At 72.8% G+C, this 22,437-nt stretch carries 21 protein-coding genes and 3 pseudogenes; 16 read left to right on the top strand and 8 right to left on the bottom strand.

The genetic code is table 11. The features are described from left to right. The first annotated feature begins 4 nt into the window (after window positions 1–4). The 3 genes from AB0N31_RS18825 (at window position 5) to AB0N31_RS18815 (ending at window position 1,714) form a co-directional block, all read left to right on the top strand. Complete coding sequence (locus AB0N31_RS18825) at window positions 5–655, top strand: helix-turn-helix transcriptional regulator (RefSeq protein ID WP_366059503.1); 651 nt, start codon at window positions 5–7, stop codon at window positions 653–655. 41 nt (window positions 656–696) lie between these two features. Further along, the gene (locus tag AB0N31_RS18820) at window positions 697–1,239 is read left to right on the top strand and encodes a toxin-antitoxin system, toxin component (protein ID WP_366059584.1); all 543 of its coding nucleotides are present in this window, start codon (window positions 697–699) and stop codon (window positions 1,237–1,239) included. A gap of 235 nt (window positions 1,240–1,474) precedes the next feature. Further along, window positions 1,475–1,714 (top strand): hypothetical protein, encoded by a 240-nt coding sequence (locus AB0N31_RS18815; protein WP_366059502.1) that lies wholly within the window; start codon window positions 1,475–1,477, stop codon window positions 1,712–1,714. Between the two features lie 32 nt (window positions 1,715–1,746). On the opposite strand, the pseudogene AB0N31_RS18810 reads toward AB0N31_RS18815, so the two are convergent. The 3 genes and pseudogenes from AB0N31_RS18810 to AB0N31_RS18800 form a co-directional block, all read right to left on the bottom strand. Next, a pseudogene (locus tag AB0N31_RS18810) lies at window positions 1,747–1,875 on the bottom strand (4'-phosphopantetheinyl transferase); the annotation flags it as partial. Window positions 1,876–2,022: 147 nt separating this feature from the next. After that, entirely contained in the window at window positions 2,023–2,712 is a 690-nt protein-coding gene (locus AB0N31_RS18805; protein WP_366059501.1) for a 4'-phosphopantetheinyl transferase superfamily protein, read from the bottom strand. Continuing rightward, a complete protein-coding gene (locus AB0N31_RS18800; RefSeq protein WP_366059500.1) occupies window positions 2,709–3,569 on the bottom strand; it encodes a metallophosphoesterase in 861 nt (286 codons plus the stop codon). Before AB0N31_RS18800 ends, AB0N31_RS18805 begins: the two co-directional genes overlap by 4 nt. Before the next feature lie 271 nt (window positions 3,570–3,840). Between AB0N31_RS18800 and AB0N31_RS18795 the strand changes: the two genes are divergently transcribed. Beyond that, on the top strand, window positions 3,841–4,971 hold the full coding sequence (locus AB0N31_RS18795) for an ATP-grasp domain-containing protein (protein WP_366059499.1): 1,131 nt from the start codon (window positions 3,841–3,843) through the stop codon (window positions 4,969–4,971). A gap of 536 nt (window positions 4,972–5,507) precedes the next feature. On the opposite strand, the gene AB0N31_RS18790 is transcribed toward AB0N31_RS18795, so the two are convergent. Together AB0N31_RS18790 and AB0N31_RS18785 are read right to left on the bottom strand one after the other, a co-directional pair. Then, window positions 5,508–8,570 carry a glycoside hydrolase family 38 C-terminal domain-containing protein gene (locus tag AB0N31_RS18790; protein WP_366059498.1) on the bottom strand — a complete coding sequence of 1,021 codons (3,063 nt, stop codon included), beginning with the start codon at window positions 8,568–8,570 and terminating at the stop codon, window positions 5,508–5,510. A gap of 201 nt (window positions 8,571–8,771) precedes the next feature. After that, window positions 8,772–10,109 (bottom strand): 6-phospho-beta-glucosidase, encoded by a 1,338-nt coding sequence (locus AB0N31_RS18785; protein ID WP_366059497.1) that lies wholly within the window; start codon window positions 10,107–10,109, stop codon window positions 8,772–8,774. Between the two features lie 130 nt (window positions 10,110–10,239). Between AB0N31_RS18785 and AB0N31_RS18780 the strand changes: the two are divergent. The 5 genes and pseudogenes from AB0N31_RS18780 to AB0N31_RS18760 all read left to right on the top strand — a co-directional run. Continuing rightward, window positions 10,240–10,320, top strand: a pseudogene (locus tag AB0N31_RS18780) (IS5/IS1182 family transposase); the annotation flags it as partial. Between the two features lie 169 nt (window positions 10,321–10,489). Continuing rightward, the gene (locus tag AB0N31_RS18775; RefSeq protein WP_366059496.1) at window positions 10,490–10,843 is read left to right on the top strand and encodes a hypothetical protein; all 354 of its coding nucleotides are present in this window, start codon (window positions 10,490–10,492) and stop codon (window positions 10,841–10,843) included. After that, window positions 10,840–11,286, top strand: a complete 447-nt coding sequence (locus AB0N31_RS18770) for a MerR family transcriptional regulator (RefSeq protein ID WP_366059495.1) — start codon at window positions 10,840–10,842, stop codon at window positions 11,284–11,286. Before AB0N31_RS18775 ends, AB0N31_RS18770 begins: the two co-directional genes overlap by 4 nt. Continuing rightward, window positions 11,267–11,581, top strand: a complete 315-nt coding sequence (locus AB0N31_RS18765; RefSeq protein WP_366059494.1) for a hypothetical protein — start codon at window positions 11,267–11,269, stop codon at window positions 11,579–11,581. The genes AB0N31_RS18770 and AB0N31_RS18765 overlap by 20 nt, the downstream gene beginning before the upstream one ends. An 11-nt stretch (window positions 11,582–11,592) precedes the next feature. Next, the gene (locus AB0N31_RS18760; RefSeq protein ID WP_366059493.1) at window positions 11,593–11,928 is read left to right on the top strand and encodes a YnfA family protein; all 336 of its coding nucleotides are present in this window, start codon (window positions 11,593–11,595) and stop codon (window positions 11,926–11,928) included. A 495-nt stretch (window positions 11,929–12,423) separates the two neighbouring features. On the opposite strand, the gene AB0N31_RS18755 is transcribed toward AB0N31_RS18760, so the two are convergent. Both AB0N31_RS18755 and AB0N31_RS18750 read right to left on the bottom strand, forming a co-directional pair. Continuing rightward, a complete protein-coding gene (locus tag AB0N31_RS18755; protein WP_366059492.1) occupies window positions 12,424–12,702 on the bottom strand; it encodes a metal-sensitive transcriptional regulator in 279 nt (92 codons plus the stop codon). A gap of 198 nt (window positions 12,703–12,900) precedes the next feature. Further along, a complete protein-coding gene (locus AB0N31_RS18750) occupies window positions 12,901–13,230 on the bottom strand; it encodes a hypothetical protein (protein WP_366059491.1) in 330 nt (109 codons plus the stop codon). Here AB0N31_RS18750 and AB0N31_RS18745 point away from each other — a divergent pair. Together AB0N31_RS18745 and AB0N31_RS18740 are read left to right on the top strand one after the other, a co-directional pair. Next, a complete protein-coding gene (locus AB0N31_RS18745) occupies window positions 13,220–13,546 on the top strand; it encodes an Ig-like domain-containing protein (protein WP_366059490.1) in 327 nt (108 codons plus the stop codon). The two genes, AB0N31_RS18750 and AB0N31_RS18745, sit on opposite strands and share 11 nt — an antisense overlap. 277 nt (window positions 13,547–13,823) lie before the next feature. Further along, a complete protein-coding gene (locus AB0N31_RS18740) occupies window positions 13,824–15,227 on the top strand; it encodes a glycoside hydrolase family 16 protein (RefSeq protein WP_366059489.1) in 1,404 nt (467 codons plus the stop codon). Window positions 15,228–15,272: 45 nt separating this feature from the next. Here the strand turns inward: AB0N31_RS18740 and AB0N31_RS18735 are convergent, their stop codons facing one another. After that, window positions 15,273–16,160 (bottom strand): AraC family transcriptional regulator, encoded by an 888-nt coding sequence (locus tag AB0N31_RS18735; protein WP_366059488.1) that lies wholly within the window; start codon window positions 16,158–16,160, stop codon window positions 15,273–15,275. 155 nt (window positions 16,161–16,315) lie between these two features. On the opposite strand from AB0N31_RS18735, the gene tkt reads away from it, so the two are divergent. The 5 genes and pseudogenes from tkt to AB0N31_RS18710 form a co-directional block, all read left to right on the top strand. Beyond that, entirely contained in the window at window positions 16,316–18,391 is a 2,076-nt protein-coding gene (gene tkt / locus AB0N31_RS18730) for a transketolase (RefSeq protein WP_366059487.1), read from the top strand. 19 nt (window positions 18,392–18,410) lie between these two features. Continuing rightward, on the top strand, window positions 18,411–19,574 hold the full coding sequence (gene tal / locus AB0N31_RS18725) for a transaldolase (RefSeq protein WP_366059486.1): 1,164 nt from the start codon (window positions 18,411–18,413) through the stop codon (window positions 19,572–19,574). Then, complete coding sequence (zwf, locus tag AB0N31_RS18720; RefSeq protein ID WP_366059485.1) at window positions 19,571–21,115, top strand: glucose-6-phosphate dehydrogenase; 1,545 nt, start codon at window positions 19,571–19,573, stop codon at window positions 21,113–21,115. The genes tal and zwf overlap by 4 nt, the downstream gene beginning before the upstream one ends. After that, entirely contained in the window at window positions 21,112–22,047 is a 936-nt protein-coding gene (gene opcA, locus AB0N31_RS18715) for a glucose-6-phosphate dehydrogenase assembly protein OpcA (RefSeq protein WP_366059484.1), read from the top strand. Before zwf ends, opcA begins: the two co-directional genes overlap by 4 nt. Further along, a pseudogene (locus AB0N31_RS18710) lies at window positions 22,040–22,437 on the top strand (glucose-6-phosphate isomerase); the annotation flags it as partial. The gene opcA and the pseudogene AB0N31_RS18710, both read left to right, overlap by 8 nt.

The raw sequence follows: 22,437 nt of genomic DNA, 5'->3' as shown, positions 1-22,437 counted from the left end.
GTCGGTGACGGATGGCTTCGAGGTTCCGGGCGCCACGGCGACGGTGCTGTTGTCGGCCGTCGTCGCCCGCGTCACCGCTCTCGCCGACCGGCTCGGCGTGTCGCACGCGGAGGTCTTCGGCACCGGACGGCTGTCCATCGCCTCCGGCGTGCCCGAGTCCGTGGTCAAGGCCCTCCTGAGCGGCCGTCCGGCGGGGGAACCGGACGTGCAGGCCAGGTTCCTGCAGCGGCTGGACCTGTTGCGCCGCACCCGGCTCAAGCCCAACGGCCGCAAGTACACCCAGCAGGAGATCGCCGACGGCGCCGGTATGTCGCGGCAGCAGGCGGGCGCCCTCATCAACGGCGACCGCCGCCCCACCATGGAGCACTGCGACGCCCTCCAGCGCTTCTTCCGCGTGCACGCCGGCTTCCTCACGGCCGAGGACCCCGAGGCCCTGGCGGGCGCCCTCCAGCACATCGAGCAGGAGTTGCTCCAGAAGCTCGCCGCCCGGGAGGCGGCCGCGGCCGCCGAGGACCCGCTGGAGCGGCTGCTCCAGGACCACGGAGTGCGCGGGATCGCGTGGCGGGCCGCCCAACTGCCCACCGATCAGCACCGCGACAAGGTCGCCGAGTGGCTGGACATGCTCCTGGAGAGCGTGAAGCGGCCGGAGTCGTGATCCGGGGGAGAACTGGGAGAACTGTGGGCATCGCCAAGGACATGCGCCGGTTGTGCGGCGAACTGGTCGCGGAGCTGACCCTCCCCGCCCCCGCCGCCCCCGCCGACCTGTACGCGGCCCTGTGCGAGGGCATGAGCCGCCGCCGCGGCCGCCCGGTCGTCTTCCGTACGGCCGCGTTCCCGCCCGGCACCGCCAGCGGCCTGTGGCTCGACATGGCCGACCAGGACCTCGTCGTGATCGAGGAGCGCACCGCCCCCGACCACCAGCTGGTGATCCTGGGCCATGAGCTGTGGCACATGAAGGCGGGCCACTGCGGTCACCACGTGGAGGGCTCCGCGGTCGCGGCCCGGCTGCTCCACGACGGGGCGGACCTCCAGGCGACGGTCCGCAGCGTCGCCGCGCGCACCCGGTTCGACCAGGCCGAGGAACGGGACGCCGAGAGCTTCGGTCTGCTCCTCGCCAGCAAGTGCCGTACCTGGCTGCCCGGTTCGTCGCCGCGCGGCCGCGGGCGGCGCGATCACCTGGCGGGCCGGATCGAGGCGGCGCTCGGGTACCTCGGGCCGCAGGACCGGGCCGGCGGCTGAGGCGGGCCGCGGGTCGGGGCCGGCGGCCGAGCGCGGTGTCGGCACCGGCACCGGCCGTCGGCTTTCCCGCGGGGGCTCCCGGTGACGTCCCGCCTCGGCCGAGCGGGCGAACCGCTGCCCGGGAAGACCGGATTGTCAGTGGTGGGCGGCAAGCTTGGAGGTGCGCCGCCGTACGGGGGCGCACGCGCCGTGACCGGCGCGTGGGAGACGACGCCGACACGGGGAGAGCCGACCGATGCCCACTGCCGTACCGACCGACCGCGAGCGCACCGCCGTGCAGGCCTACCTGCGGCTGCTCCACACCGTGCGGGCGGCCTTCGGGGACGACGCCGGCGGTCCGCCGTACGACCGGCTGCCGCCGTTGGTGCCGCCCGCCGTTCTCGCCGAGGCGGAGCAGGCCCTGGCGGCCGCCGGTCTCACGGGCGGCGAGGAGGAGTTCTTCCGGCTGCTGCACAGCTGGTTCCCGGAGCGGTGACGCGGGGTGACCGGGCCGCGAGGCCGCGGGGTTCAGCCGTGCGGGACGGTGATCGCCGTCGCCACCAGTCCTCGGCCGACGGTCCAGCCGCCCTCGAAGTGTCCGAGGCGGTGGCCGCCGACCACCGGTCCGGGGACGAGGAGCCGGGCCCTGAGGGTGCCCTGCGAGCCGCCCGCCGTTCTCGCCGAGGCGGAGCAGGCCCTGGCGGCCGCCGGTCTCACGGGCGGCGAGGAGGAGTTCTTCCGGCTGCTGCACAGCTGGTTCCCGGAGCGGTGACGCGGGGTGACCGGGCCGCGAGGCCGCGGGGTTCAGCCGTGCGGGACGGTGATCGCCGTCGCCACCAGTCCTCGGCCGACGGTCCAGCCGCCCTCGAAGTGTCCGAGGCGGTGGCCGCCGACCACCGGTCCGGGGACGAGGAGCCGGGCCCTGAGGGTGCCCTGCGAGCCGCCCGCGGGTCCGGCGTCGATCTCGATGTCGGCCTCGGCGAAGTCCAGCCACTTCCGGGTGAGGGGGAACCACGCCTTGTAGACGGATTCCTTGGCGCTGAACAGCAGCCGGTCCCAGTGCACCTCGGGACGGTCCGCGGCCAGCCGGCGCAGCCGTTCCTGCTCCGCGGGCAGGGCGACGGCGGACAGGACGCCGTCGGGGAGCGGCCGGTGCGGTTCGGCGTCGATGCCGAGAGAGGCCAGGTCGGCGGCCCTGACCAGGGCGGCCGCCGCGTAGCCGTCGCAGTGGGTCATGCTGCCGGCCAGTCCGGCCGGCCAGCGGGGGGCGCCGCGTTCGCCGGGCAGCACGGCCTGCGGGGGCACGCCGAGCTTGTCCATGGCGCGGCGGGCGCAGGAGCGTACGAGGGTGAACTCCCGGCGCCGTTTGGCGACGGCCCGCGCCACGAGTGCCTCCTCCTCCGGGTAGAGGGGCCCGTCGCCGAACTCGCGGACGCCGTCCTCGCCGTGCGCCTCCACGGCGACCACCGTCTCCGGCAGCAGCTCCTCGATCACGCGTTCTCGTCCTTCCAGGGCAGGATGCGGCGCAGCCGACCCGGCGGCTGCGGGCGTTTGCGCCACTCGCGGGGGTAGCCCACCGACACCTCCTCGAAGCGGACGCCCTCGTGCCAGGTGGTCCGCGGGATGTGCAGATGGCCGTAGACCATGGCGGTGACCCGGAATCGGCGGTGCCAGTCGGCGGTCAGCCGGGTGCCGCACCACATGGCGAACTCGGGGTACCACAGGACGTCCGTGGGGTGCCGGTCCAGCGGGTAGTGGTTGACGAGGACCGTGGGGAGGTCCTCCGGGAGGGCGGCGAGCCGGCGCCCGGTCTCGGCGACGCGGGCCCGGCACCAGTCCTCGCGGGTCGGGTAGGGGTCGGGGTGCAGCAGGTACTCGTCGTTGCACACGACGCCCGTCCCGTGCGCGTACTCCAGGCCCTCCTCCTTGGTGGCGCAGCCGGCCGGGAGGAACGAGTAGTCGTACAGCAGGAACAGCGGGGCGACGGCGACGGGACCGTCGGGGCCCTCCCAGACGGGGTAGGGGTCCTCGGGGGTGGTCACGCCCAGCTCGCGGCACATCTCGACGAGGTGCTCGTAGCGGGCGACGCCCCGCAGGGTGACGGTGTCCTTGGGGTGGGTCCACAGTTCGTGGTTGCCGGGGGCCCAGACGACCTTGCGGAAACGGCTCGCGAGGGTCTTCAGCGTCCAGCGGATGTCGGCCACGTTCTCCGAGACGTCCCCGGCGACCAGCAGCCAGTCCTCGTCGGTCTCCGGGGCCATGCGCTCGACCAGGGCCCGGTTCTCGGGATAGCCGATGTGCAGATCGCTGATGGCCAGCAGTTGCCCGGCTCCACCGGCCGTCGACGTCACGCTGTGCTCCGTTCCCCGGCTCTCATCCGTCACCGCGCGCACGAACGGCGTCGCGGCCGTCCCATCCTTACCCGCGCTCGCGCCCCGTACGAACATGATCGGAAAATCCGTAACACGCGCGTTGCACGCGGCACCTCCGGGAAGCCGTATGATCGCCCCAACACCACCGCCCCGACCTGTCTTCGCGCAGGGCGGTTTGGTGTCCCTCCAATCCCTCTTGCCCGGGCCGGGCCTGCTTCGCCCTGCCCGCGAACCGTGAAAGGCGGCCTGCATGGTCTCTCGCGTACGCGTCTGGCTCAACCGCACGTACGCGGAGAACGTGTTCTTCATGGATCAGCTGCGGCGAAATCCGAGCGACCGGGCCGTGGACATCCACGCCACGCACGGTGACGTCGACTCGCCCGTGCTGGCCGCCGCCGACACCGCCGACCTGGAGCCGGAGGGCCTGTCCCCCGCCGCGTACGTCGAGTACGCCCTCGACCAGTGCCGGCGCCGCGGCATCGACGTGTTCGTGCCCCGGCTGCACCAGGCGGCGATCGTGGCGCACCGCGCGGACTTCGCCGCGGCCGGGACGGCGCTGCTCGCCCCGCCGCCGGAGGCCGTCGCGGTCTTCCACGACAAGGTGATCGCCTACGAGGCGGTCAAGGCCATCGGCGTGCCCGTGCCGCCGTGGTGGCGGGTCCGGACGGCGTCCGAACTCGTCGCCGCCGTCGAGGCGTTGGAGGCCGGTGGCCACAAGGCGTGCTTCAAGCCGGCGTCCGGCGCGGGCGGGGTGGGCTTCCGGATGATCACCCGCGCCCCCTTCTCGCTGGCGCAGCTCAACGGTTTCCCGTCGCCGTACGTCCAGCTGGACATGGTCGTCGAGGCACTGGAGCAGGCCGAGGAGCAGGTGGACTGGCTGGTGATGCCGCGGCTGGAGCAGCCGGAGGTGTCGGTGGACTGCCTGACCGGCCCGGACAACCTGATCCGGCTGTCCATCGGCCGCACCAAGAACGGCCGCCGTCGTGGCTTCACCCTCCAGGAGCAGTGGCTGGAGCCGGCCCGGCGGATCGCCGAGGGCTTCGGGCTGCACTACCTGTCCAACATCCAGTTCCGGATGTTCGGTGACGTCCCGGTCCTGATGGACGTCAACACCCGTCCGGCCGGCGGGCTGCACCAGCTGTCCCTGTGCGGGGTCAACGCGCCGTGGGCGGCCGTGCAGCTGGCGCTCGGCGAGGACCCCGGCGAGATCGTGCCGCCGTTCCTCGGGCAGGACTACGCGGTGGTGTCGGGGCCGCGCCCGCTGGGTGCGATGCCGCTCACCGCGCAGCGGACGGAGGAGACGGAGCCCCTGCTGCCGGCCGTGCCCGCCCCGGTCGGCTCCGTCGAGATGGGCCAGGCGGCACAGGCGCTGCCGCTGTAGACCTCGGGTGACCCGCCGAGCGCGAACTCGGCGATGAACGCGACCGGGGCGAAGTAATACACACTGGCGTTCGCCCTGTCCTCCGTCGGCTGCAACCCGGCCCGGGACGGGCGGACGAGCAGCGGGCGCTCGCCGACGGCAACGACCGGAGCGTCATCAACGCGATCCGCCGAAGTCCCCCGGACGAAAAGTCCGGGGGATTTTTTCCTCCCGGGGTGTATCAGGGTCCGGAGTGCGCGCTCTTAACGGTGCAACACCGAAGGCCCACGGAGGAACGAAGGGGATCACGGGGGACGACGGGGGGCACGGGGGACCTTCGTGGGAGCAGGAAGGCACGACGAGCACCACCGCACGGGGGAACCGGGGATCGACGGGGGATCCCCGGGGAAACGGGGGATCGGGCCGGCCGGCCGCTGTCACGGGGAGCGACCGGCCGGGCCGAACACGTCAGCGGCACCACGGTCGAACACCTGGGCTGCGCAGGGAACTTCGCGGCGAGGGGCGGGCCCGTCCGGCTACGGACCCGCCTCGGACGGTCAGATCCGGTGACCGGTGGTGGTGCGGCTCAGCCGGAGCGTCAGGATCTGGAAGGGCCGCAGCCGCACGGGGACACCGTTCCCGCCGTCGGTGACGGCCGGCTCCAGCGGCCTTTCCAGCAGGTCCGTGACCTGCGCGCCGGCGAGCGGGAAGCCGGTGCGCAAAGTGCCGGTGGCCCGGCCGCCGCGCGACTCGTAGAGCCGGACGACGACATCGCCGGACGCGTCGTCGGCGAGCTTCACCGCCTCGACGGTGATGCCCTCGCCGTCGACGGAGACGACCGGGGCGGGCGCGCCCGCCGCGTCGGCCACCCGCAGCGGGAGGTTGAGGGCGTAGCCCTCGGCGACCGCGTCCTCGATGCCCGCGCCGGGCAGCAGCGCGTAGACGAGGCGGTGCCTGCCCTGGTCGGCCTCGGGGTCCGGGACGCGCGGGGCGCGCACCAGGCTGAGCCGGACGGTGGTGGTCGTGCCGCCGTCCTCGCGGACCGTGCGGGAGACGTCGTGGCCGTAGGTGGAGTCGTTGAGGACGGCCACGCCGTAACCGGGCTCGCCGATGTGCACCCAGCGGTGGCAGGACACCTCGAACTTCGCCGCCTCCCACGTGGTGTTGGTGTGGGTGGGGCGCTGAACGTGACCGAACTGGATCTCGGCGGAGGAGTGCGGGGCGCGCACGTCCACCGGGAACGCGGCCTTGAGGATCTTCTCGGCCTCGTGCCAGTCGATGTCGGTCTCGAAGTCGACGCGGGCGCTGCCGGCGCGCAGGGTGACGGTCTGGGTGATCGTCGATCCCTTGCCGAAGGAGCGGGTGACCCGGACGGCTCCGACGAGCGGGCCCTCCTCCACGACCTCGACGGAGTCCGCCGCCAGGAGGTCGGTGTACCTGTTCTTGTAGTGCTTGTCGATGTCCCAGGCGTCCCAGTTGTTCGGGAGGTCGGTGTGCAGGCGCAGCAGGTTGCCGGCGTCGGCGAGGACCTCGCGGTCGGCCCGCAGGTCGAACACCGAGGACAGGGTGCCGTCCTCGGCGATCTCCACCCGCACCAGCCCGTTGTCGAGGACGCGCCCGGCGACCCTGACCGGCTGCGGGGGCTCGGCGGCCGTGAGGGGTGCGCTGCCGCCCGCCGGGACCGTCACGAAGACCGGCGTGCCCGTGCCGGTGCGGACCACCTCGGCGCGGTCGTAGGGGCTGGTGTTGAACACCCGGGGCCCGCCGCCGCCCAGCGCGCCGACGGCCTCCGCCGTCAGCTCCTCCAGCTCCCCGGCCACGCGGGCGTACTCGGCCTCCGCCTCGCGGTGGACCCAGGCGATCGACGAGCCCGGCAGGATGTCGTGGAACTGGTGGAGCAGGACCGTCTTCCACAGCCGGTCGAGCTTCTCGTGGGGGTAGGCGTAGCCCGGTGCGTGCAGCGCGGCCGTCGTCGCCCACAACTCCGCCTCGCGCAGACGGTGTTCGGAGCGGCGGTTGCCCTGCTTGGTGCGGGCCTGGGAGGTGTAGGTGGCGCGGTGCAGTTCCAGGTACAGCTCGCCGTTCCACACCGGGGCGTCCGGGTACTCGGCGCGGGCCTTGGCGAAGAAGTCGTCGGGGTGCTCGACGACGACCTTGGGAGAGCCCTCCAGGTCGGCGAGCCGGCGGGCGCGTTCCATGATCTCGCGGGTGGGGCCGCCACCGCCGTCGCCCCAGCCGAAGGGGGCCAGGGAGCGGGTGCCCACGCCCTTCTCCGCGTAGTTGCGGACGGCGCGGTCCATCTCCACGCCGCTGAAGCGGGCGTTGTAGGTGTCGATCGGGGGGAAGTGGGTGAAGATGCGGGTGCCGTCGATGCCCTCCCACCAGAAGGTGTGGTGGGGGAAGGTGTTCGTCTGGTTCCAGGAGATCTTCTGGGTGAGGAACCACTCGTTGCCGGCGAGCTTGGCGAGCTGCGGGTAGGCCGCGTTGTAGCCGAAGGAGTCCGGCAGCCAGACCCCCTTGGTCTCGATCCCGAAGTGCTCGATGAAGAACCGCTTGCCGTGGACCAGTTGGCGGGCTATGGCCTCGCCGCCGGGCAGGTTGCCGTCGGACTCGACCCACATGCCGCCGACCGGCGCCCACTGCCCCTTGCGCACCGACTCCTGGATGCGCGCCCAGACCTCGGGGTAGTGGTCGCGCACCCACTCGTACTGCTGGGCCTGTGAGCAGGCGAAGATGAAGTCGTCGTACTCGTCGGCGAGCGCGGTGACGTTGGAGAAGGTGCGGGACGTCTTGCGCTTGGTCTCGCGGATGGGCCACAGCCAGGCGGAGTCGATGTGCGCGTGGCCGACGCCCGAGACGGTGTGCGCGCTGGCGTGGGCGGGCCTGGCCAGGACGGGGGCGAGGACCTCGCGGACGGCCGTGGCACTGCCGGAGACGTCGTCCAGATCGAGGGCGTCCATGGCCCGGTCGAGGGCGTGCAGGATCTCGTGCCGGCGTGGCTCGTGCTCACCGAGGTGGACCATGAGTTCGCGCAGGACCTGGAGGTCGAGGTCGAGGTGCCAGACCTGCTCGTCGAGGACGGCGATGTCGGCGCTGCGGAACGTGTACAGGGGACGGTCGCCTGCCGTCAGTACGTCGCCGAGCGGCGTCGGGGCCGCGAAGCCGTTCGCCAGGATGTCGGGGTTGGAGGCCGCCTCGACCAGGTAGTCGATCGCCTCGCCGCCGGTCGCCGGGTTGCCGATCGGCACGTACTGGTTGAGCGGGTTGACCGCCTTCAGCGGGGTGCCGTCGGTCAGGTGGACCAGGGCCTCGGCCTGGTTGCCGGGCCAGTCCTCGGTGAAGCCGAGGTCGACGACCGCCTCGACCCGCCGGCCGGCCCACTCGGCGGGCACCCGGCCGCGCATCCGGAACCAGGTGGTCCCCCAGGGCGGGCCCCAGGGCGTGCCCATCACGAAGGGCTCGTACGGGGCGGCCGCGGCCTCCGCGAACGGGACGGGCTCACCCGGCGCCTGCCAGGCCTCGACGTCGAGGGGCACGGTGGCCGCGTAGACGGCGGGCTTGATGCGCTGGGTGTGGACGCGCTCGACGCGCTCCTCGATCCGGCGGCGTTCGTCGTGCATGGGGAGTCTCCAGGGAACCGGGAAGGCGTATGGCTGGAACCTACGGCAAGGAGAAGAAGAGGGAAAGCGCTTACCCCGGTGCTTTGCCGGAGGTACACCCGGGCGGGGTGTGCGCGCCCGAGGTGCTCGTGCCCAGGGTGCGCGTGCCCGAAGCGCGGGTGCCCCGGGCGCGCTGCGCGAGGCAGGCCCGCCCGCGGCGCCCTACGTGAGGTACGCCAGGCCGGGGTGGACGGCGGTGTAGCCCTCGACCAGTCGGCGGGCCACGTTCACGGAGTCGACCAGCGGGTGCAGGGCGAAGGCCTTCACCGCGCCGGCGCGCGAACCGGACCCGGCGGCGGCCAGCACCTCCCGCTCGACCGCCTTCACCGCGCAGACCAGGCCGGTCGCGTGCTCCGGCAACGGGGCCACCGCCACCGGATGTGCTCCGTTGGCGTCGACGAGGCAGGGCACCTCGATGACCGCGTCCCCGTCGAGCACCGAGAGCGTTCCCTGGTTGCGGACGTTGAGGATCAGGGTGGTGCGTTCGTCGCGGGCGATGGCCCGCATCAGGGCGAGGGCCACCTTCTCGTAGCCGCCGGAGAGGTCGTCGGCGTCGCGTTCGCCGGCGCCGGCCGTCTCGCGGTTCTCGGCCATGTAGGTCGCCTCGCGCTCGGCGCGGGTGCGGTCCCAGACGGTCAGCGCCGACGCGTCGGGCCGGCGCATCTCCTCGTAGAACCGGGCCTGCTGGTCGCGCAGGAAGGCGCCGCGGGTCTTCTCGGCCTGCCGGTAGGCCTGCACGGCCTCGCGGTTGAAGTAGTAGTAGTGCAGGTACTCGTTGGGGATCGCGCCGAGCGAGCGGAGCCAGTCGACGCCGAACAGCTTGCCCTCCTCGAACGAGCCCAGCAGCTCGGGATCGGCGAGCAGGCGCGGGAGTTCGTCGCGGCCGGCGATCCGCAGCCCGCGGACCCAGCCGAGGTGGTTGAGGCCGACGTAGTCGATGAACGCCTCGCCCGGGTTCGCGCCGAGGACGCGCGCGATACGGCGGCCGAGGCCGACGGGCGAGTCGCAGATGCCGATGACGCGGTCGCCGAGGTGGCGGGACATGGCCTCGGTGACCAGGCCGGCCGGGTTGGTGAAGTTGATGACCCAGGCGTCGGGGGCGAGGCGGGCCACCCGCCGTGCGATGTCGGACGCGACGGGCAGCGTGCGCAGACCGTAGGCGATGCCGCCCGCGCCGACCGTCTCCTGGCCGAGCACGCCTTCCGCCAGGGCCACCCGTTCGTCGTTCGCCCGGCCCTCCAGGCCACCGACGCGGATCGCGGAGAAGACGAAGTCGGCGCCGCGCAGGGCCTCGTCGAGATCGGTGGTCGTGGTCACGGTGGGGGCGTCGGCCACCGTCGACGCCTGCTCGGCCAGTACACGGGCGACCGCATACAGCCGACTGTCGTCCAGGTCGTGCAGGACGACCTCCGTGACCCGCCCTTCGGCACGGTCCGTCAGCAGCGCCCCGTACACCAGTGGCACCCGGAACCCGCCGCCGCCCAGAATCGTCAGTCTCACGCTCGCACCTCTCCTGCCGGGACCACCTCGACGCCTGTCTCCTCCGGGGAGGACCGGGTCGCCGGATCCCCCGGCGCGTTGGTCACCACCACGTCCGGTTCCGGCGGACCGCGGGCCCACCGACCGCCGAGTCGCCGACGCGGGCACGCGCCCGGTCGTCGTTGTCGGCCGGCCCCTGCCCGGTAACCGTAACGACTGCCGGGCCCGGGAGTAATCCGGAGCCGGAGCCGCCGTCGGCACGACCACCACGATCGTCGACGGCGGCTCCCGGAGCCCCGGGCCGGAAGGTCTCCCGGCCGGGCTTGCAACCTGTACCCGGGTACAGGTCTACCGTCGGAGGTGTCCCCGCCCGGCGGGACCCGACGAAGGGAGTGAGTGCGATGAGTGCTCTGGCGTGGGTGCCGCGGTCCTGCACGCTGCCCGCCGAGGAGCGGCCCCTGCGGGTCGCGGAATGGGACGCGCTGTTCTCCGAGCCGCAGGCCTCGCTGTCGCGGCCCGAGCCGCTGCGTCTGCGTCTCGGGCCGGCCGGCGGACCGGGCGTCGAGGGACGGCTCCGGGACCTGGTGGAGCGCGAGAGCGGCTGCTGCTCGTTCTTCACCTTCACCATCGGCCCCGGCCCCGGCCCCGGCCCCGGCGAGCATCCGATCGTTGTGGACATCACGGTGGAACCGGCACGCGAGGCCGTCCTGGACGCCCTCGCCGCACGGGCCGCTGCCGTCAGGGAGCAGCGGTGAAGGCGGGCCTGCGCAGCGGTCAGGTCGACGAGGCGGCCGGGGTGAACGTCCAGACCCTGCGCTACCACGAGCGCCGCGGCCTGCTGGCCGAGCCGGAACGCAGCAACGCCGGCCACCGCCTGTACGACGAGGACGCGGTGACCGCGCTGCGGGTGATCAAGGCCGCCCAGCGCCTCGGGTTCACGCTGGAGGAGGTCGCCGAGCTGCTGGAGGCCGGCCGCCACCGCCACGGCCGTCCCGTGGCGGGGCTCCAGGAGCGCGCCGCGGCCAAGCTCGCGGAGGTCGACGCGAAGATCGCCGACCTGACCACCATCCGCACCGCGCTCACCGCGGCCGTCGAGGCGGGCTGCGACGACCTGACCGTCTGCGCCACGAGGGCCTGCTGTCCCGTCCCCTTCACCGACCTCGCCGAGGAGAACCGCCATGCCGGACCCTGCTGCTGACCACCGCTCCCGCAAGACGTCGCGGGTGTTCGGGGGCCTGGCCGCCCTGGCCTGCGTGGCGTGCTGTGCGCTGCCCGTCCTGATCACGGCGGGCGTCCTCGGAGCCGGGGCCGGGGCGGTGGTGGGACGGCTGCCCGCCGTCGCCGTCGTCCTGGCCGTGCTCGCCGCCGGGACCCGGTGGCTCGGTCGCCGCCGTCGCGCCTGCTCCTGCGGGCCGGAGATCGCCGGTGGGGGTGGGTGCGGCTGCCGCGCCTCCGAGAACCCGCTGAAGATCGCCGGTGCGGGCCGCCGGTAGGGTCGGCCGGTATGACCGTCGCTCGTTCCGTCGCCCTGTTCGTCGTCGCCGCCCTCTTCGAGATCGGTGGCGCCTGGATGGTGTGGCAGGGCATCCGCGAGCACAGGGGCTGGACCTGGATCGGCGCCGGCGTCATCGCCCTCGGGCTGTACGGCGTGGTGGCCACGTTCCAGTCCGACGACGACTTCGGGCGCATCCTGGCCGCGTACGGCGGGATCTTCGTGGCCGGGTCGATCGCGTGGGGCGTGGTCGCCGACGGCTACCGGCCCGACCGCTTCGACGTCGTCGGCGCCCTGGTGTGCCTCGCGGGCATGGCCGTGATCATGTACGCGCCCCGCGGCCGCTGACTGCTGCACGCCCCGCCCCGCTCCGCGCGGGCCACGGCCGACGGTGGGGTGCGCGCGCTGCGGCTGCACGGTGTGGATCCAGGCCGGCCCGCAGAAGGTCCCGGCACCGGCCGGGCGCTGGGAAGGGCGTCCACGTGTCGGAGCACGAGCGGGAGCCGGCCGAGGCCCAGCGGGAGCACGGGCGGCGGGCGTACGGCGAGCATCCCGGTATGTACGGCGAGGAGCCGTCCGAGCCGGCCGTCCACGCTGCCGAGGTGTTCCGCGCGGCCGGAGCGGTCGGCGTACTGGAGCTGAGGGCCGGGCACGGCCGCGACGCCCTGTACTTCGCCCGCGAGGGCTTCACCGTCCGGGCCACCGACTTCAGCCCGACCGGCCTCGACCGGCTGCGGGACGCCACCCGGGCCCAGAGCGTCGAGGAGCGGGTGACGACCACGGTGCACGACGTCCGTGAGCCGCTGCCGGCGATGAACGTCCCGGCCGTGCCGGACGAAGCGGTCAGGCCAGGGACAGGAAGAGCTTCTCCAGCCGGGCCCGCATCTGCGCGGAGTCGCGCACCTCGGCGTCCTCGCTGGTCATGCACTGTTCCAGCCCGGTCGCGATGATCGAGAAGCCGGCCCGGTCCAGGGCCCGGGAGACCGCCGCGAGCTGGGTGACCACGTCCTCGCAGTCCCGGCCCTCCTCGATCATCCGGATCACTCCCGCGAGCTGGCCCTGCGCCCGCCGCAGGCGGTTGAGCGCCGACTTCAGCTCCTCGGCCGACATGTCGAGTTGCACGCTTCCTCCTCGTATATACCCCCACGGGTATCATACCCACCGGGAGAGGAACACCTCGGGAGGAGTTTCTGTTCCCTGCCCGGCCCGGCGGCACCGGCCCCCGGGCACGCGCCCTCCCCCACACCTCCGGCGCACCGGCCACCGTCCCCCGCGCCCACCGCCTCCGAGGCCCCCGCAGCCCCCTTCCTCGCGAAAATCTCAGCCGCCGCCCTGCGATCCCCAGGACCCACCCAGACGCGAGTCGCACAATGCACGCACAAAGGTGGACATCTCAGGAAGGCGTGCCGTGGGCGTCCCGCACATGTCGAACCGGTCCGAGCAGCGGGCGCGGGGGTGGTCCCGGCGCGGGGTGCCGGCGGTGCCGGGGGTCGCGCCGGCCGCCGCGCCGGCCGGCTGCGGCCCGGGGCCGGCGGACGCCTCGGAGCAGCCGACGGCGACGAGGGCGACGGCGACCACGGCGAGCGTGCAGCCCTCGGCCTCCGGGGGAACCCCGGCGCCGGCCGTCTCCGTCGTTCCCGTGGACGGCACGAAGAAGGCCGCCTTCACCGGCCCGGTCGCGGTCTCGGTGACCGACGGCACCCTGGCGTCCGTGACGGTGACCGGCAACGACGGCTCCACCCTGGAGGGCGCCCTCGACGAGGCCGGGACGACCTGGACGTCGGCGGGGAACCCGTTCTCGGGCACCACGTACACGGTCGTCGCGCAGGCGGCCGGCGCGGACCCGCTGACCTCGACGTTCACCACCAAGGCGCCCGGCGCGACCTTCATCGGGCCCTTCACCCCGGAGGCGGGCTCCACCCCGGAGGCGGGCTCCACCTCGAAGGCGGGCAGAGCCCTCGGGTGAGGCGTCGCCCGTGGGGCGAGCCGTCCCGGGGCGGGCGCCGTCCGCAGGGACCGCCCGTCCCGGAGGCGGGCGCCGTCCGCAGGGACCGCCCGTCCCGGAGGCGGGCGCCGTTCACAGGGTGAACTCGCCCGGCGGGCAAGGACTTTCCCTGCTTCGACTCTTGACGGCCGGGGTGCCGAGGGGCACATTGGCGACGCCGTGAGAGCGCTCTCAGAGATCGGGCGCTGTCGACGGCACCCGCGCATGACCACTCCGTACCCGAGAGGCACTCCCCACCATGAGCGAACCCTCCGGCACACCTCCCCGCAGACGCCGCTCCCTGCGGCGGGCGCTCGTCGCCGCCGTCGGCACCCTCGGCCTCGCGGCGGCCGCGGCGGTGGCCTCCCCGTCCGCGAACGCCTCCGCCCCCACTCCCCCGTCGGGCTGGTCGCAGGTCTTCCTCGACGACTTCAACGGCGCCGCCGGCACCGGCGTGAACACCTCCAACTGGCAGTACGCCACCGGTACCTCGTATCCGGGCGGTCCCGCGAACTGGGGTACCGGCGAGGTCGAGACGATGACGAACAGCACGAGCAACGTCTCGCTCGACGGCAACGGCAATCTGCGCATCACCCCGCTCCGGGACGCCGCGGGCCGCTGGACGTCGGGCCGCATCGAGACCAACCGCACCGACTTCCAGCCCCCGTCCGGCGGCAAGCTGCGGGTCGAGGCCCGGCTGCAGATGCCGAACGTGACGGGGACCGCCGCCGAGGGCTACTGGCCGGCGTTCTGGACGCTGGGCGCCCCCTACCGGGGCAACTACCAGAACTGGCCCTCGGTCGGCGAGCTGGACATCATGGAGAACGTCCAGGGGCTGAACCGGGTCTGGTCGACGATGCACTGCGGGACCAGTCCGGGCGGGCCGTGCAACGAGACCACCGGCATCGGCAACTCCACCGCGTGTCCCGGCACCACGTGCCAGTCGGGCTTCCACACCTACACGATGGAGTGGGACCGCTCGGTGACCCCCGAGGCGATCCGCTTCTTCGTCGACGGCGTCAACTACCACACGGTGACGGCCGCCCAGATGGATGCCACCACCTGGAACAACGCGACGAACCACGGCTTCTTCGTCATCCTCAACGTGGCGATGGGCGGCGGCTTCCCGGACGCGTTCGGCGGCGGCCTGGACGGTGACACGCGCCCGGGCGTGCCGATGGTCGTCGACTACGTGCAGGTCCTCCAGGCCGCGGGCGGCGGGGGCGGCACCACGCCTCCCCCGACCGGCAACCGCGACGCCTACGCCGCCGTTCAGGCCGAGTCGTACGACGCCCAGTCCGGCACGATCACCGAGACCACCACCGACAGCGGCGGCGGCCAGAACATCGGCGCCCTCGCAGGCGGCGACTGGGCGCTCTTCCGCGGTGTGAACTTCGGCTCCACGGCGGCCCGGCAGTTCAACGCCCGGGTGGCGAGCGGCGCGGCCGGCGGCGTCAGCGGTCTGGTCGAGGTGCGTCTGGACAGCCGTACCGCCGCGCCGATCGGGAGTTTCGCGCTGGCCGACACGGGCGGCTGGCAGTCGTGGCGGACGGTCCCGGCGAACATCGCCTCCGTCACCGGAACCCACGACGTCTACCTGACCTTTACCAGTGGGCAGCCCGCCGACTTCGTGAACGTGAACTGGTTCAGCTTCGGCCACTGAGGCCACCGAGGGCCCGCGGGGCGGGACCGCCGACCCGGCGGCGTTTCAGCGCAGTTCCGCGCGGAACGCCGCCGGCGTCATGTCCGTGTGCTGGTGGAAGAACTTGGAGAAGTTCGCCGGGTCGGGGAAGCCCACCGCCGCGCCGACCCGGCCGATCGGCAGTTCCGTGTGGGCGAGGAGCCGCTTCGCCTCCAGGACGACCCGCCGGTCGATGAAGCCCTTGGGCGTCTGGCCGGTCGCGGCGCGCACCGCGCGCACGAGGGTGCGGCGGGAGTAACCGAGCGCGTCGGCGTACGCGCTGACGCTGTGGTTGGTGGCGAAGTCCCGTTCCACGGCCTCCCGGAAGAGGGTGAAGGTGGTGTCGGCCTGACGGCCGGCCGCCTCCGCCGAACTGGCGGCGAGGTGCGCGAGGCGCAGCAGAAACGCCGTCAGGCAGTGCCGCAGCACCGAGGTGTGCAGGCCGAGGGGCAGGGTCTCGGTGTCCTCGTACTCCCGTTGCAGGTGCGCCAGGGCCGCCCGCAGGCCGGCCGACCGGGCCTCGTCGGGGCGGAGCAGCGGCGGCAGGTCGTAGCGGTACAGGCCGGTGGCCTCGACGGTGGCACGGGGCAGGAAGCCGGGCTGCATGGTCAGGACGGTTCCGCGGTACTCGCTGGTCTTCGAGAAGCGGTGGACCTGGCCCGGACGGATCCACAGGACGTCACCGGCCGTGGCCTCGTACTCGGCGAAGTCGACCATGTGACGGACGGGACCGCCGGTGAACAGCAGGACGGTGTGGAAGTCGATCCGGTGGACGCGTTCCAGCGGCGCGTCGGCGTGCCAGGTGCGGCCCGCGCCCATGGGGCCGACCTGCATGCCGACGCCGCCGACGCTGAGGCCCGCCGGGAAGGGGAACGTCCTGATCGCGTCGCCGTCTCCGACGGTGGTGTCCGCCATGTCCGTCTCGTGCCGCCTCGTACCCGCCCGGCGCCGCCGGGGTGTCCCACTTTCACCACAGCGTGACACACACCGACCTTCCTTCGAAAAAGTCAGACTTTTACTTTTGAACGCGTCAGACCAGCCGCTCCGCTCGGATCGAGGATTTCTTGAAGATGAGCACGCAGTCACCGGACAGTTTCGAATGGACCGAACTCGACCGGCGTGCCGTCGACACCGCACGCCTGCTGGCGGCGGATGCCGTGCAGAAGGTGGGCAACGGGCACCCCGGCACCGCGATGAGTCTCGCGCCGGCCGCGTACACGATCTTTCAGAAGGTGATGCGGCACGACCCCGCGGACCCGGAGTGGACCGGGCGTGACCGCTTCGTGCTCTCCCCCGGCCACACCTCGCTGACCCTGTACACCCAGCTGTTCCTGGCCGGCTACGAGCTGGGGCTGGACGACCTCGAGGCGTTCCGCACGCACGGTTCGAAGACGCCGGGCCACCCCGAGTACGGGCACACCGCCGGCGTGGAGACCACCACCGGGCCGCTCGGCCAGGGCGCCGCCAACGCGGTCGGCATGGCGATGGCCGCCCGCTACGAGCGCGGCCTGTTCGACCCCGAGGCGCCCGAGGGCGGCTCGCCGTTCGACCACACCGTCTGGGCGATCGTCTCCGACGGCGACCTCCAGGAGGGCGTCTCCGCCGAGGCCTCCTCGCTCGCCGGCCACCAGAAGCTCGGCAACCTGGTCTTCCTCTACGACGACAACCACATCTCCATCGAGGGCGACACCGCGACCGCCTTCTCCGAGGACGTCCTGAAGCGGTACGAGGCCTACGGCTGGCACGTGCAGCGGATCGAGCCGCTGGAGAACGGCGACGTCGACGTGCGCGCCCTGTACGCGGCCCTGACGGCGGCACGGGCCGAGACGGCACGCCCCTCGATCATCGCGATGCGCACGGTCATCGCCTGGCCCGCCCCGAACGCGCGGAACACCGAGGCCTCCCACGGCTCCGCCCTCGGCGACGACGAGGTGGCCGCCACCAAGCGCGTCCTGGGCTTCGACCCGGAGCGGTCCTTCGAGGTCCCGGCCGACGTGCTCGCCCACACCCGCGCCGCCCTGGACCGGGGCGCCGAGGCGCACGCCGCCTGGGACAAGCGGCTCGACGTGTGGCGCGGCGCGCAGCCGGAGCGGGCGAAGCTGCTCGACCGGGTCCTCGCCGGCCGGCTTCCCGAGGGCTGGGAGGACCACCTGCCCGTCTTCGAGGAGGGCGGGGCGGTCGCCACCCGCGCGGCCTCCGGCAAGGTGCTCCAGGCGCTCGGCGCGGTCGTCCCCGAGCTGTGGGGCGGCTCGGCCGACCTGGCCGGCTCGAACAACACGACGATCGACAAGACGTCGTCGTTCCTCCCGGCGGACAACCCGCTGCCGGAGGCGAGCCCGTACGGCCGCACGGTCCACTTCGGCATCCGCGAGTTCTCGATGGCCGCGGAGATGAACGGCATCGCGCTGCACGGCAACACCCGCGTCTACGGCGGCACGTTCCTGGTGTTCTCCGACTACATGCGCAACGCCGTGCGCATGTCGGCGCTGATGCAGCTGCCGGTGACGTACGTGTGGACGCACGACTCCGTCGGTCTCGGCGAGGATGGTCCCACCCATCAGCCGGTCGAGCACCTGGCCTCGCTGCGCGCGATCCCCGGCCTGAACGTCGTACGCCCCGCCGACGCCAACGAGACGGCGATCGCCTGGGCGGAGATCCTGCGCCGGCACGGCACCCGTCCGGCGCCGCACGGGCTGGCCCTCACCCGGCAGGGCGTACCCGTGTACGCGCCGAACCCGGACGCGGCGAAGGGCGGTTACGTCCTGCGGGAGTCCTCGAAGGACATCCCGGACGTGATCCTGATCGCCACCGGTTCCGAGGTGCACCTGGCCGTCGCCGCGCGGGAGGCGCTGGAGGCCGAGGGGATCGGTGCCCGGGTGGTGTCGATGCCGTCCGTGGAGTGGTTCGAGGAGCAGCCGCGCGAGTACCGCGACGGCGTCCTGCCGCCGTCGGTGCGGGCCCGGGTCGCCGTCGAGGCGGGCATCGGCCTGACCTGGCACCGCTTCGTGGGGGACGCGGGACGCATCGTCTCCCTGGAGCACTTCGGTGCCTCCGCCGACGCCGCGACCCTGTTCGCCGAGTTCGGCTTCACCCCCGAGAACGTCGCCGCCGCGGCCCGGGAATCCCTCGCCGCCGCCCGCGGTTGATCCGATCGCCAGAAAGAAGATGATCACAGTGACCGAAGCAACCGCCACCGCGGGTGGTGCCCTGCGGCGCCTCTCCGACGAAGGCGTCTCGATCTGGCTGGACGACCTGTCCCGCAAGCGGATCGCGTCCGGCAACCTGGCCGAACTCGTCGCCACCCGGCACGTCGTCGGCGTCACCACCAACCCGTCGATCTTCCAGGCCGCCATCGGCTCCGGCGAGGGCTACCAGGAGCAGCTCGCCGACCTCGCCGTACGGGGTGTCACGGTCGACGAGGCGGTACGGATGATGACGACCGCGGACGTGCGTGCGGCCGCCGACGTCCTGCATCCCGTGTACACGGCCACGGGGGGCCGTGACGGCCGGGTCTCCATCGAGGTCGATCCGCGTCTCGCCCACGAGACCGCGGCCACGATCGCCGAGGCGAAGCAGCTGGCCTGGCTCGTGGACCGCCCCAACGTCATGATCAAGATTCCGGCGACGAAGGCCGGTCTCCCCGCGATCACCGAGGTCATCGGTCTCGGCATCAGCGTCAACGTCACGCTGATCTTCTCCCTGGAGCGCTACCGCGAGGTCATGGACGCCTACCTGGCCGGCCTGGAGAAGGCCGCCGCGCGGGGCGTCGACCTCTCCACGATCCACTCCGTCGCCTCCTTCTTCGTCTCCCGCGTCGACGCCGAGATCGACAAGCGCCTCACCGTCCTCGGCACCGACGAGGCCCTCGCGCTCCGGGGACGGGCGGCGCTCGCCAACGCGCGGCTGGCCTACCAGGCGTACGAGGAGGTCTTCGCGGGAGACCGCTGGACCGCCCTCGCCGGGGCGAAGGCGAACAAGCAGCGTCCGCTGTGGGCATCCACCGGTGTGAAGGATCCTGCGTACAAGGACACGCTGTACGTCGACGAACTCGTGGCGCCCGGCACCGTCAACACCATGCCGGAGGCCACGCTGAACGCCACCGCCGACCACGGCGCCGTCACCGGCGACACGGTCACCGGCGGCTACGCGCAGGCCCGTGCGGACCTCGCCGCCGTGGCGGCGCTCGGCATCTCCTACGACGAGGTCGTCACCCGGTTGGAGGAAGAGGGCGTCGCCAAGTTCGCGACGGCGTGGCAGGACCTGCTGGACGTGGTCACCAAGTCGCTGGACACCGAGGCACTCGACACCGAGGGAGTTGACGCGGAATGAGCACTGCCGGCACCGACGCCGCCTGGGACAACCCGTTGCGGGATCCCCGCGACCGGCGCCTGCCCCGTATCGCCGGCCCGTCCGGGCTCGTCATCTTCGGCGTGACCGGCGACCTGTCCCGCAAGAAGCTGATGCCCGCCGTCTACGACCTCGCCAACCGCGGCCTGCTCCCGCCGGGCTTCTCGCTCGTCGGCTTCGCCCGCCGCGACTGGGAGGACCAGGACTTCGCGCAGGTCGTCCACGACGCGGTGCGCGAGCACGCGCGGACACCGTTCCGCGAGGAGGTCTGGCAGCAGCTCGCCGAGGGCATGCGGTTCATCCCGGGCGACTTCGACGACGACACGGCGTTCGAGCAGCTGCGCGACGCCGTCGAGGAGCTGGACCGGTCCCGCGGCACCGGCGGCAACTTCGCCTTCTACCTGTCGGTCCCGCCGAAGTTCTTCCCCAAGGTCGTCGAGCAGCTCAAGAAGCACGGGCTGGCGAACGCGCCGGACGGGTCGTGGCGGCGGGCGGTCATCGAGAAGCCGTTCGGGCACGACCTGGCGAGCGCGCAGGAGCTGAACGCGATCGTGCACGACGTGTTCGCCCCGGACCAGGTGTTCCGCATCGACCACTACCTGGGCAAGGAGACCGTCCAGAACATCCTGGCGCTGCGCTTCGCCAACACGATGTTCGAGCCGATCTGGAACCGGTCCTTCGTGGACCACGTGCAGATCACCATGGCCGAGGACATCGGCATCGGCGGCCGGGCCGGCTACTACGACGGCATCGGCGCCGCCCGGGACGTCATCCAGAACCACCTCCTGCAGCTGATGGCGCTGACCGCGATGGAGGAGCCCGCCTCCTTCGACGCGGCCTCGCTGCTGACCGAGAAGCTGAAGGTCCTCAACGCCGTGAAGCTGCCGGAGGACCTCGGCCGGCACACGGTGCGGGCGCAGTACGCGGGCGCCTGGCAGGGCGGCGAGAAGGTGCGCGGCTATCTGGAGGAGGACGGCATCGACCCGTCGTCCACCACGGACACCTACGCCGCCGTCCGGCTGAACGTCGACAACCGCCGCTGGGCGGGCGTGCCGTTCTACCTGCGCACCGGAAAGCGCCTGGGCCGCCGCGTCACCGAGATCGCCGTGGTCTTCCAGCGGGCGCCGCACTCCCCCTTCGACTCCACCGCCACCGAGGAACTCGGCGCCAACGCGATCGTCATCCGGGTCCAGCCCGACGAGGGCGTCACCGTCCGTTTCGGCTCCAAGGTGCCGGGCACGTCGATGGAGATCCGGGACGTCACGATGGACTTCGCGTACGGCGAGTCCTTCACGGAGTCCAGCCCGGAGGCGTACGAGCGCCTCATCCTGGACGTGCTGCTCGGCGACGCCAACCTGTTCCCGCGCCACCAGGAGGTGGAAGAGTCCTGGAGGATCCTCGACCCGATCGAGGAGCACTGGGCACGGCACGGCAGGCCCGCGCAGTACGCCTCGGGCAGCTGGGGACCCGAGGAAGCCGACGAGATGCTCGCACAAGACGGACGGAGCTGGCGCAGGCCATGAAGATCGACCTGACCGACACCACGGCAAGCAAGATCAACAAGGCGCTGGTGCAGGGCCGCCGCGCCATCGGCACACCGGCCGTGGGCATGGTCCTGACGATGGTGATCGTCACGGACGAGGAGAACGCCTACGACTCGATCAAGGCGGCCGAGGAGGCCTCGCACGAGCATCCCTCGCGCACCCTGGTCGTCATCAAGCGGCACGCCCGCTCTCCCCGCGAGCGCACGCACTCGCGGCTCGACGCCGAGGTCCGGGTGGGTTCCGAGGCCGGCACCGGGGAGACGGTGATCCTGCGGACCTACGGCGAGGTGTCCGAGCACGCCGACTCCGTGGTGCTGCCGCTGCTGCTGCCGGACGCCCCGGTCGTCGTGTGGTGGCCGGTGGACGCGCCGCATAACCCGGTCAAGGACCCGCTGGGTGCGCTGGCCCAGCGCCGGATCACCGACATGTACGCCGTCGAGCGGCCCCTCCAGGCGCTGGAGGCGCGCGTGCAGTCGTACGCGCCCGGCGACACCGACCTGGCGTGGACCCGGCTGACGCCGTGGCGTTCGATGCTGGCGGCGGCGCTGGACCAGGCGCGGGTGCGGATCGTCTCGGCGGCCGTGGAGAGCGAGGCGGACAACCCGAGCGCCGAGCTGCTCGCGCGCTGGCTGGAGGCCCGGCTGAAGGTGTCCGTGGACCGGGTGGAGACCGCGGGTCCGGTCGTCACGGCCGTCCGGCTCGGCACCGGCGACGGCGAGATCGTCATCGACCGCCCCGAGGGCCCGCTGGCCACGATGTCCCTGCCGGGCCAGCCCTCGCGGACCCTCGCGCTGAAGGTCCGCCCCACCTCCGAACTGATCGCCGAGGAGCTGCGGCGCCTCGACGCCGACGAGATGTACGCCATCGCCCTGCGGGGCGAGGCCACCGAGGAGACCCCCGCCCATGTCTGACACCCCCGTGCTCACCCAGCGGCCCGAGTGGGCCGCGCTGGAGGACCACAGCGCCCGCCGGCCCGCGGGCCTGCGCGAGTTGTTCGCCGCGGACCCCGGGCGCGCCGGACGGTACGTCGTGCGGGTCGGTGATCTGCACATCGATTACTCCAAGCACCTGATCACCGATGAGACGCTCGCGTTGCTGCGCGAGCTGGCCGCGGCGACCGGCGTGTTCGGTCTGCGGGACGCGATGTTCCGCGGGGAGAAGATCAACGTCACCGAGGACCGGGCGGTGCTGCACACCGCGCTGCGGGCTCCGCGGGAGGCGGTGGTGGAGGTGGACGGCGAGAACGTGGTGCCCAAGGTGCACGCCGTCCTGGACCGGATGGCCGCCTTCGCCGGGCGGGT

Origin of the sequence: Streptomyces sp. NPDC051051 (genome assembly GCF_040682975.1) — a bacterium.
Taxonomy (GTDB): domain Bacteria; phylum Actinomycetota; class Actinomycetes; order Streptomycetales; family Streptomycetaceae; genus Streptomyces.
This window is presented reverse-complemented; position numbering and strand designations above follow the sequence as displayed.

Bases quoted from the DNA above. Each gene is read 5' to 3' on its own strand.
- AB0N31_RS18735 (WP_366059488.1), bottom strand. From the start codon at position 16,160: ATGGCGGACACCACCGTCGGAGACGGCGACGCGATCAGGACGTTCCCC.
- AB0N31_RS18760 (WP_366059493.1), top strand. From the start codon at position 11,593: ATGACCGTCGCTCGTTCCGTCGCCCTGTTCGTCGTCGCCGCCCTCTTC.
- tal (WP_366059486.1), top strand. From the start codon at position 18,411: ATGATCACAGTGACCGAAGCAACCGCCACCGCGGGTGGTGCCCTGCGG.
- AB0N31_RS18765 (WP_366059494.1), top strand. From the start codon at position 11,267: ATGCCGGACCCTGCTGCTGACCACCGCTCCCGCAAGACGTCGCGGGTG.
- opcA (WP_366059484.1), top strand. From the start codon at position 21,112: ATGAAGATCGACCTGACCGACACCACGGCAAGCAAGATCAACAAGGCG.
- AB0N31_RS18790 (WP_366059498.1), bottom strand. From the start codon at position 8,570: ATGCACGACGAACGCCGCCGGATCGAGGAGCGCGTCGAGCGCGTCCAC.
- AB0N31_RS18740 (WP_366059489.1), top strand. From the start codon at position 13,824: ATGAGCGAACCCTCCGGCACACCTCCCCGCAGACGCCGCTCCCTGCGG.
- zwf (WP_366059485.1), top strand. From the start codon at position 19,571: ATGAGCACTGCCGGCACCGACGCCGCCTGGGACAACCCGTTGCGGGAT.
- AB0N31_RS18820 (WP_366059584.1), top strand. From the start codon at position 697: ATGCGCCGGTTGTGCGGCGAACTGGTCGCGGAGCTGACCCTCCCCGCC.
- AB0N31_RS18775 (WP_366059496.1), top strand. From the start codon at position 10,490: ATGAGTGCTCTGGCGTGGGTGCCGCGGTCCTGCACGCTGCCCGCCGAG.
- AB0N31_RS18815 (WP_366059502.1), top strand. From the start codon at position 1,475: ATGCCCACTGCCGTACCGACCGACCGCGAGCGCACCGCCGTGCAGGCC.
- AB0N31_RS18795 (WP_366059499.1), top strand. From the start codon at position 3,841: ATGGTCTCTCGCGTACGCGTCTGGCTCAACCGCACGTACGCGGAGAAC.
- tkt (WP_366059487.1), top strand. From the start codon at position 16,316: ATGAGCACGCAGTCACCGGACAGTTTCGAATGGACCGAACTCGACCGG.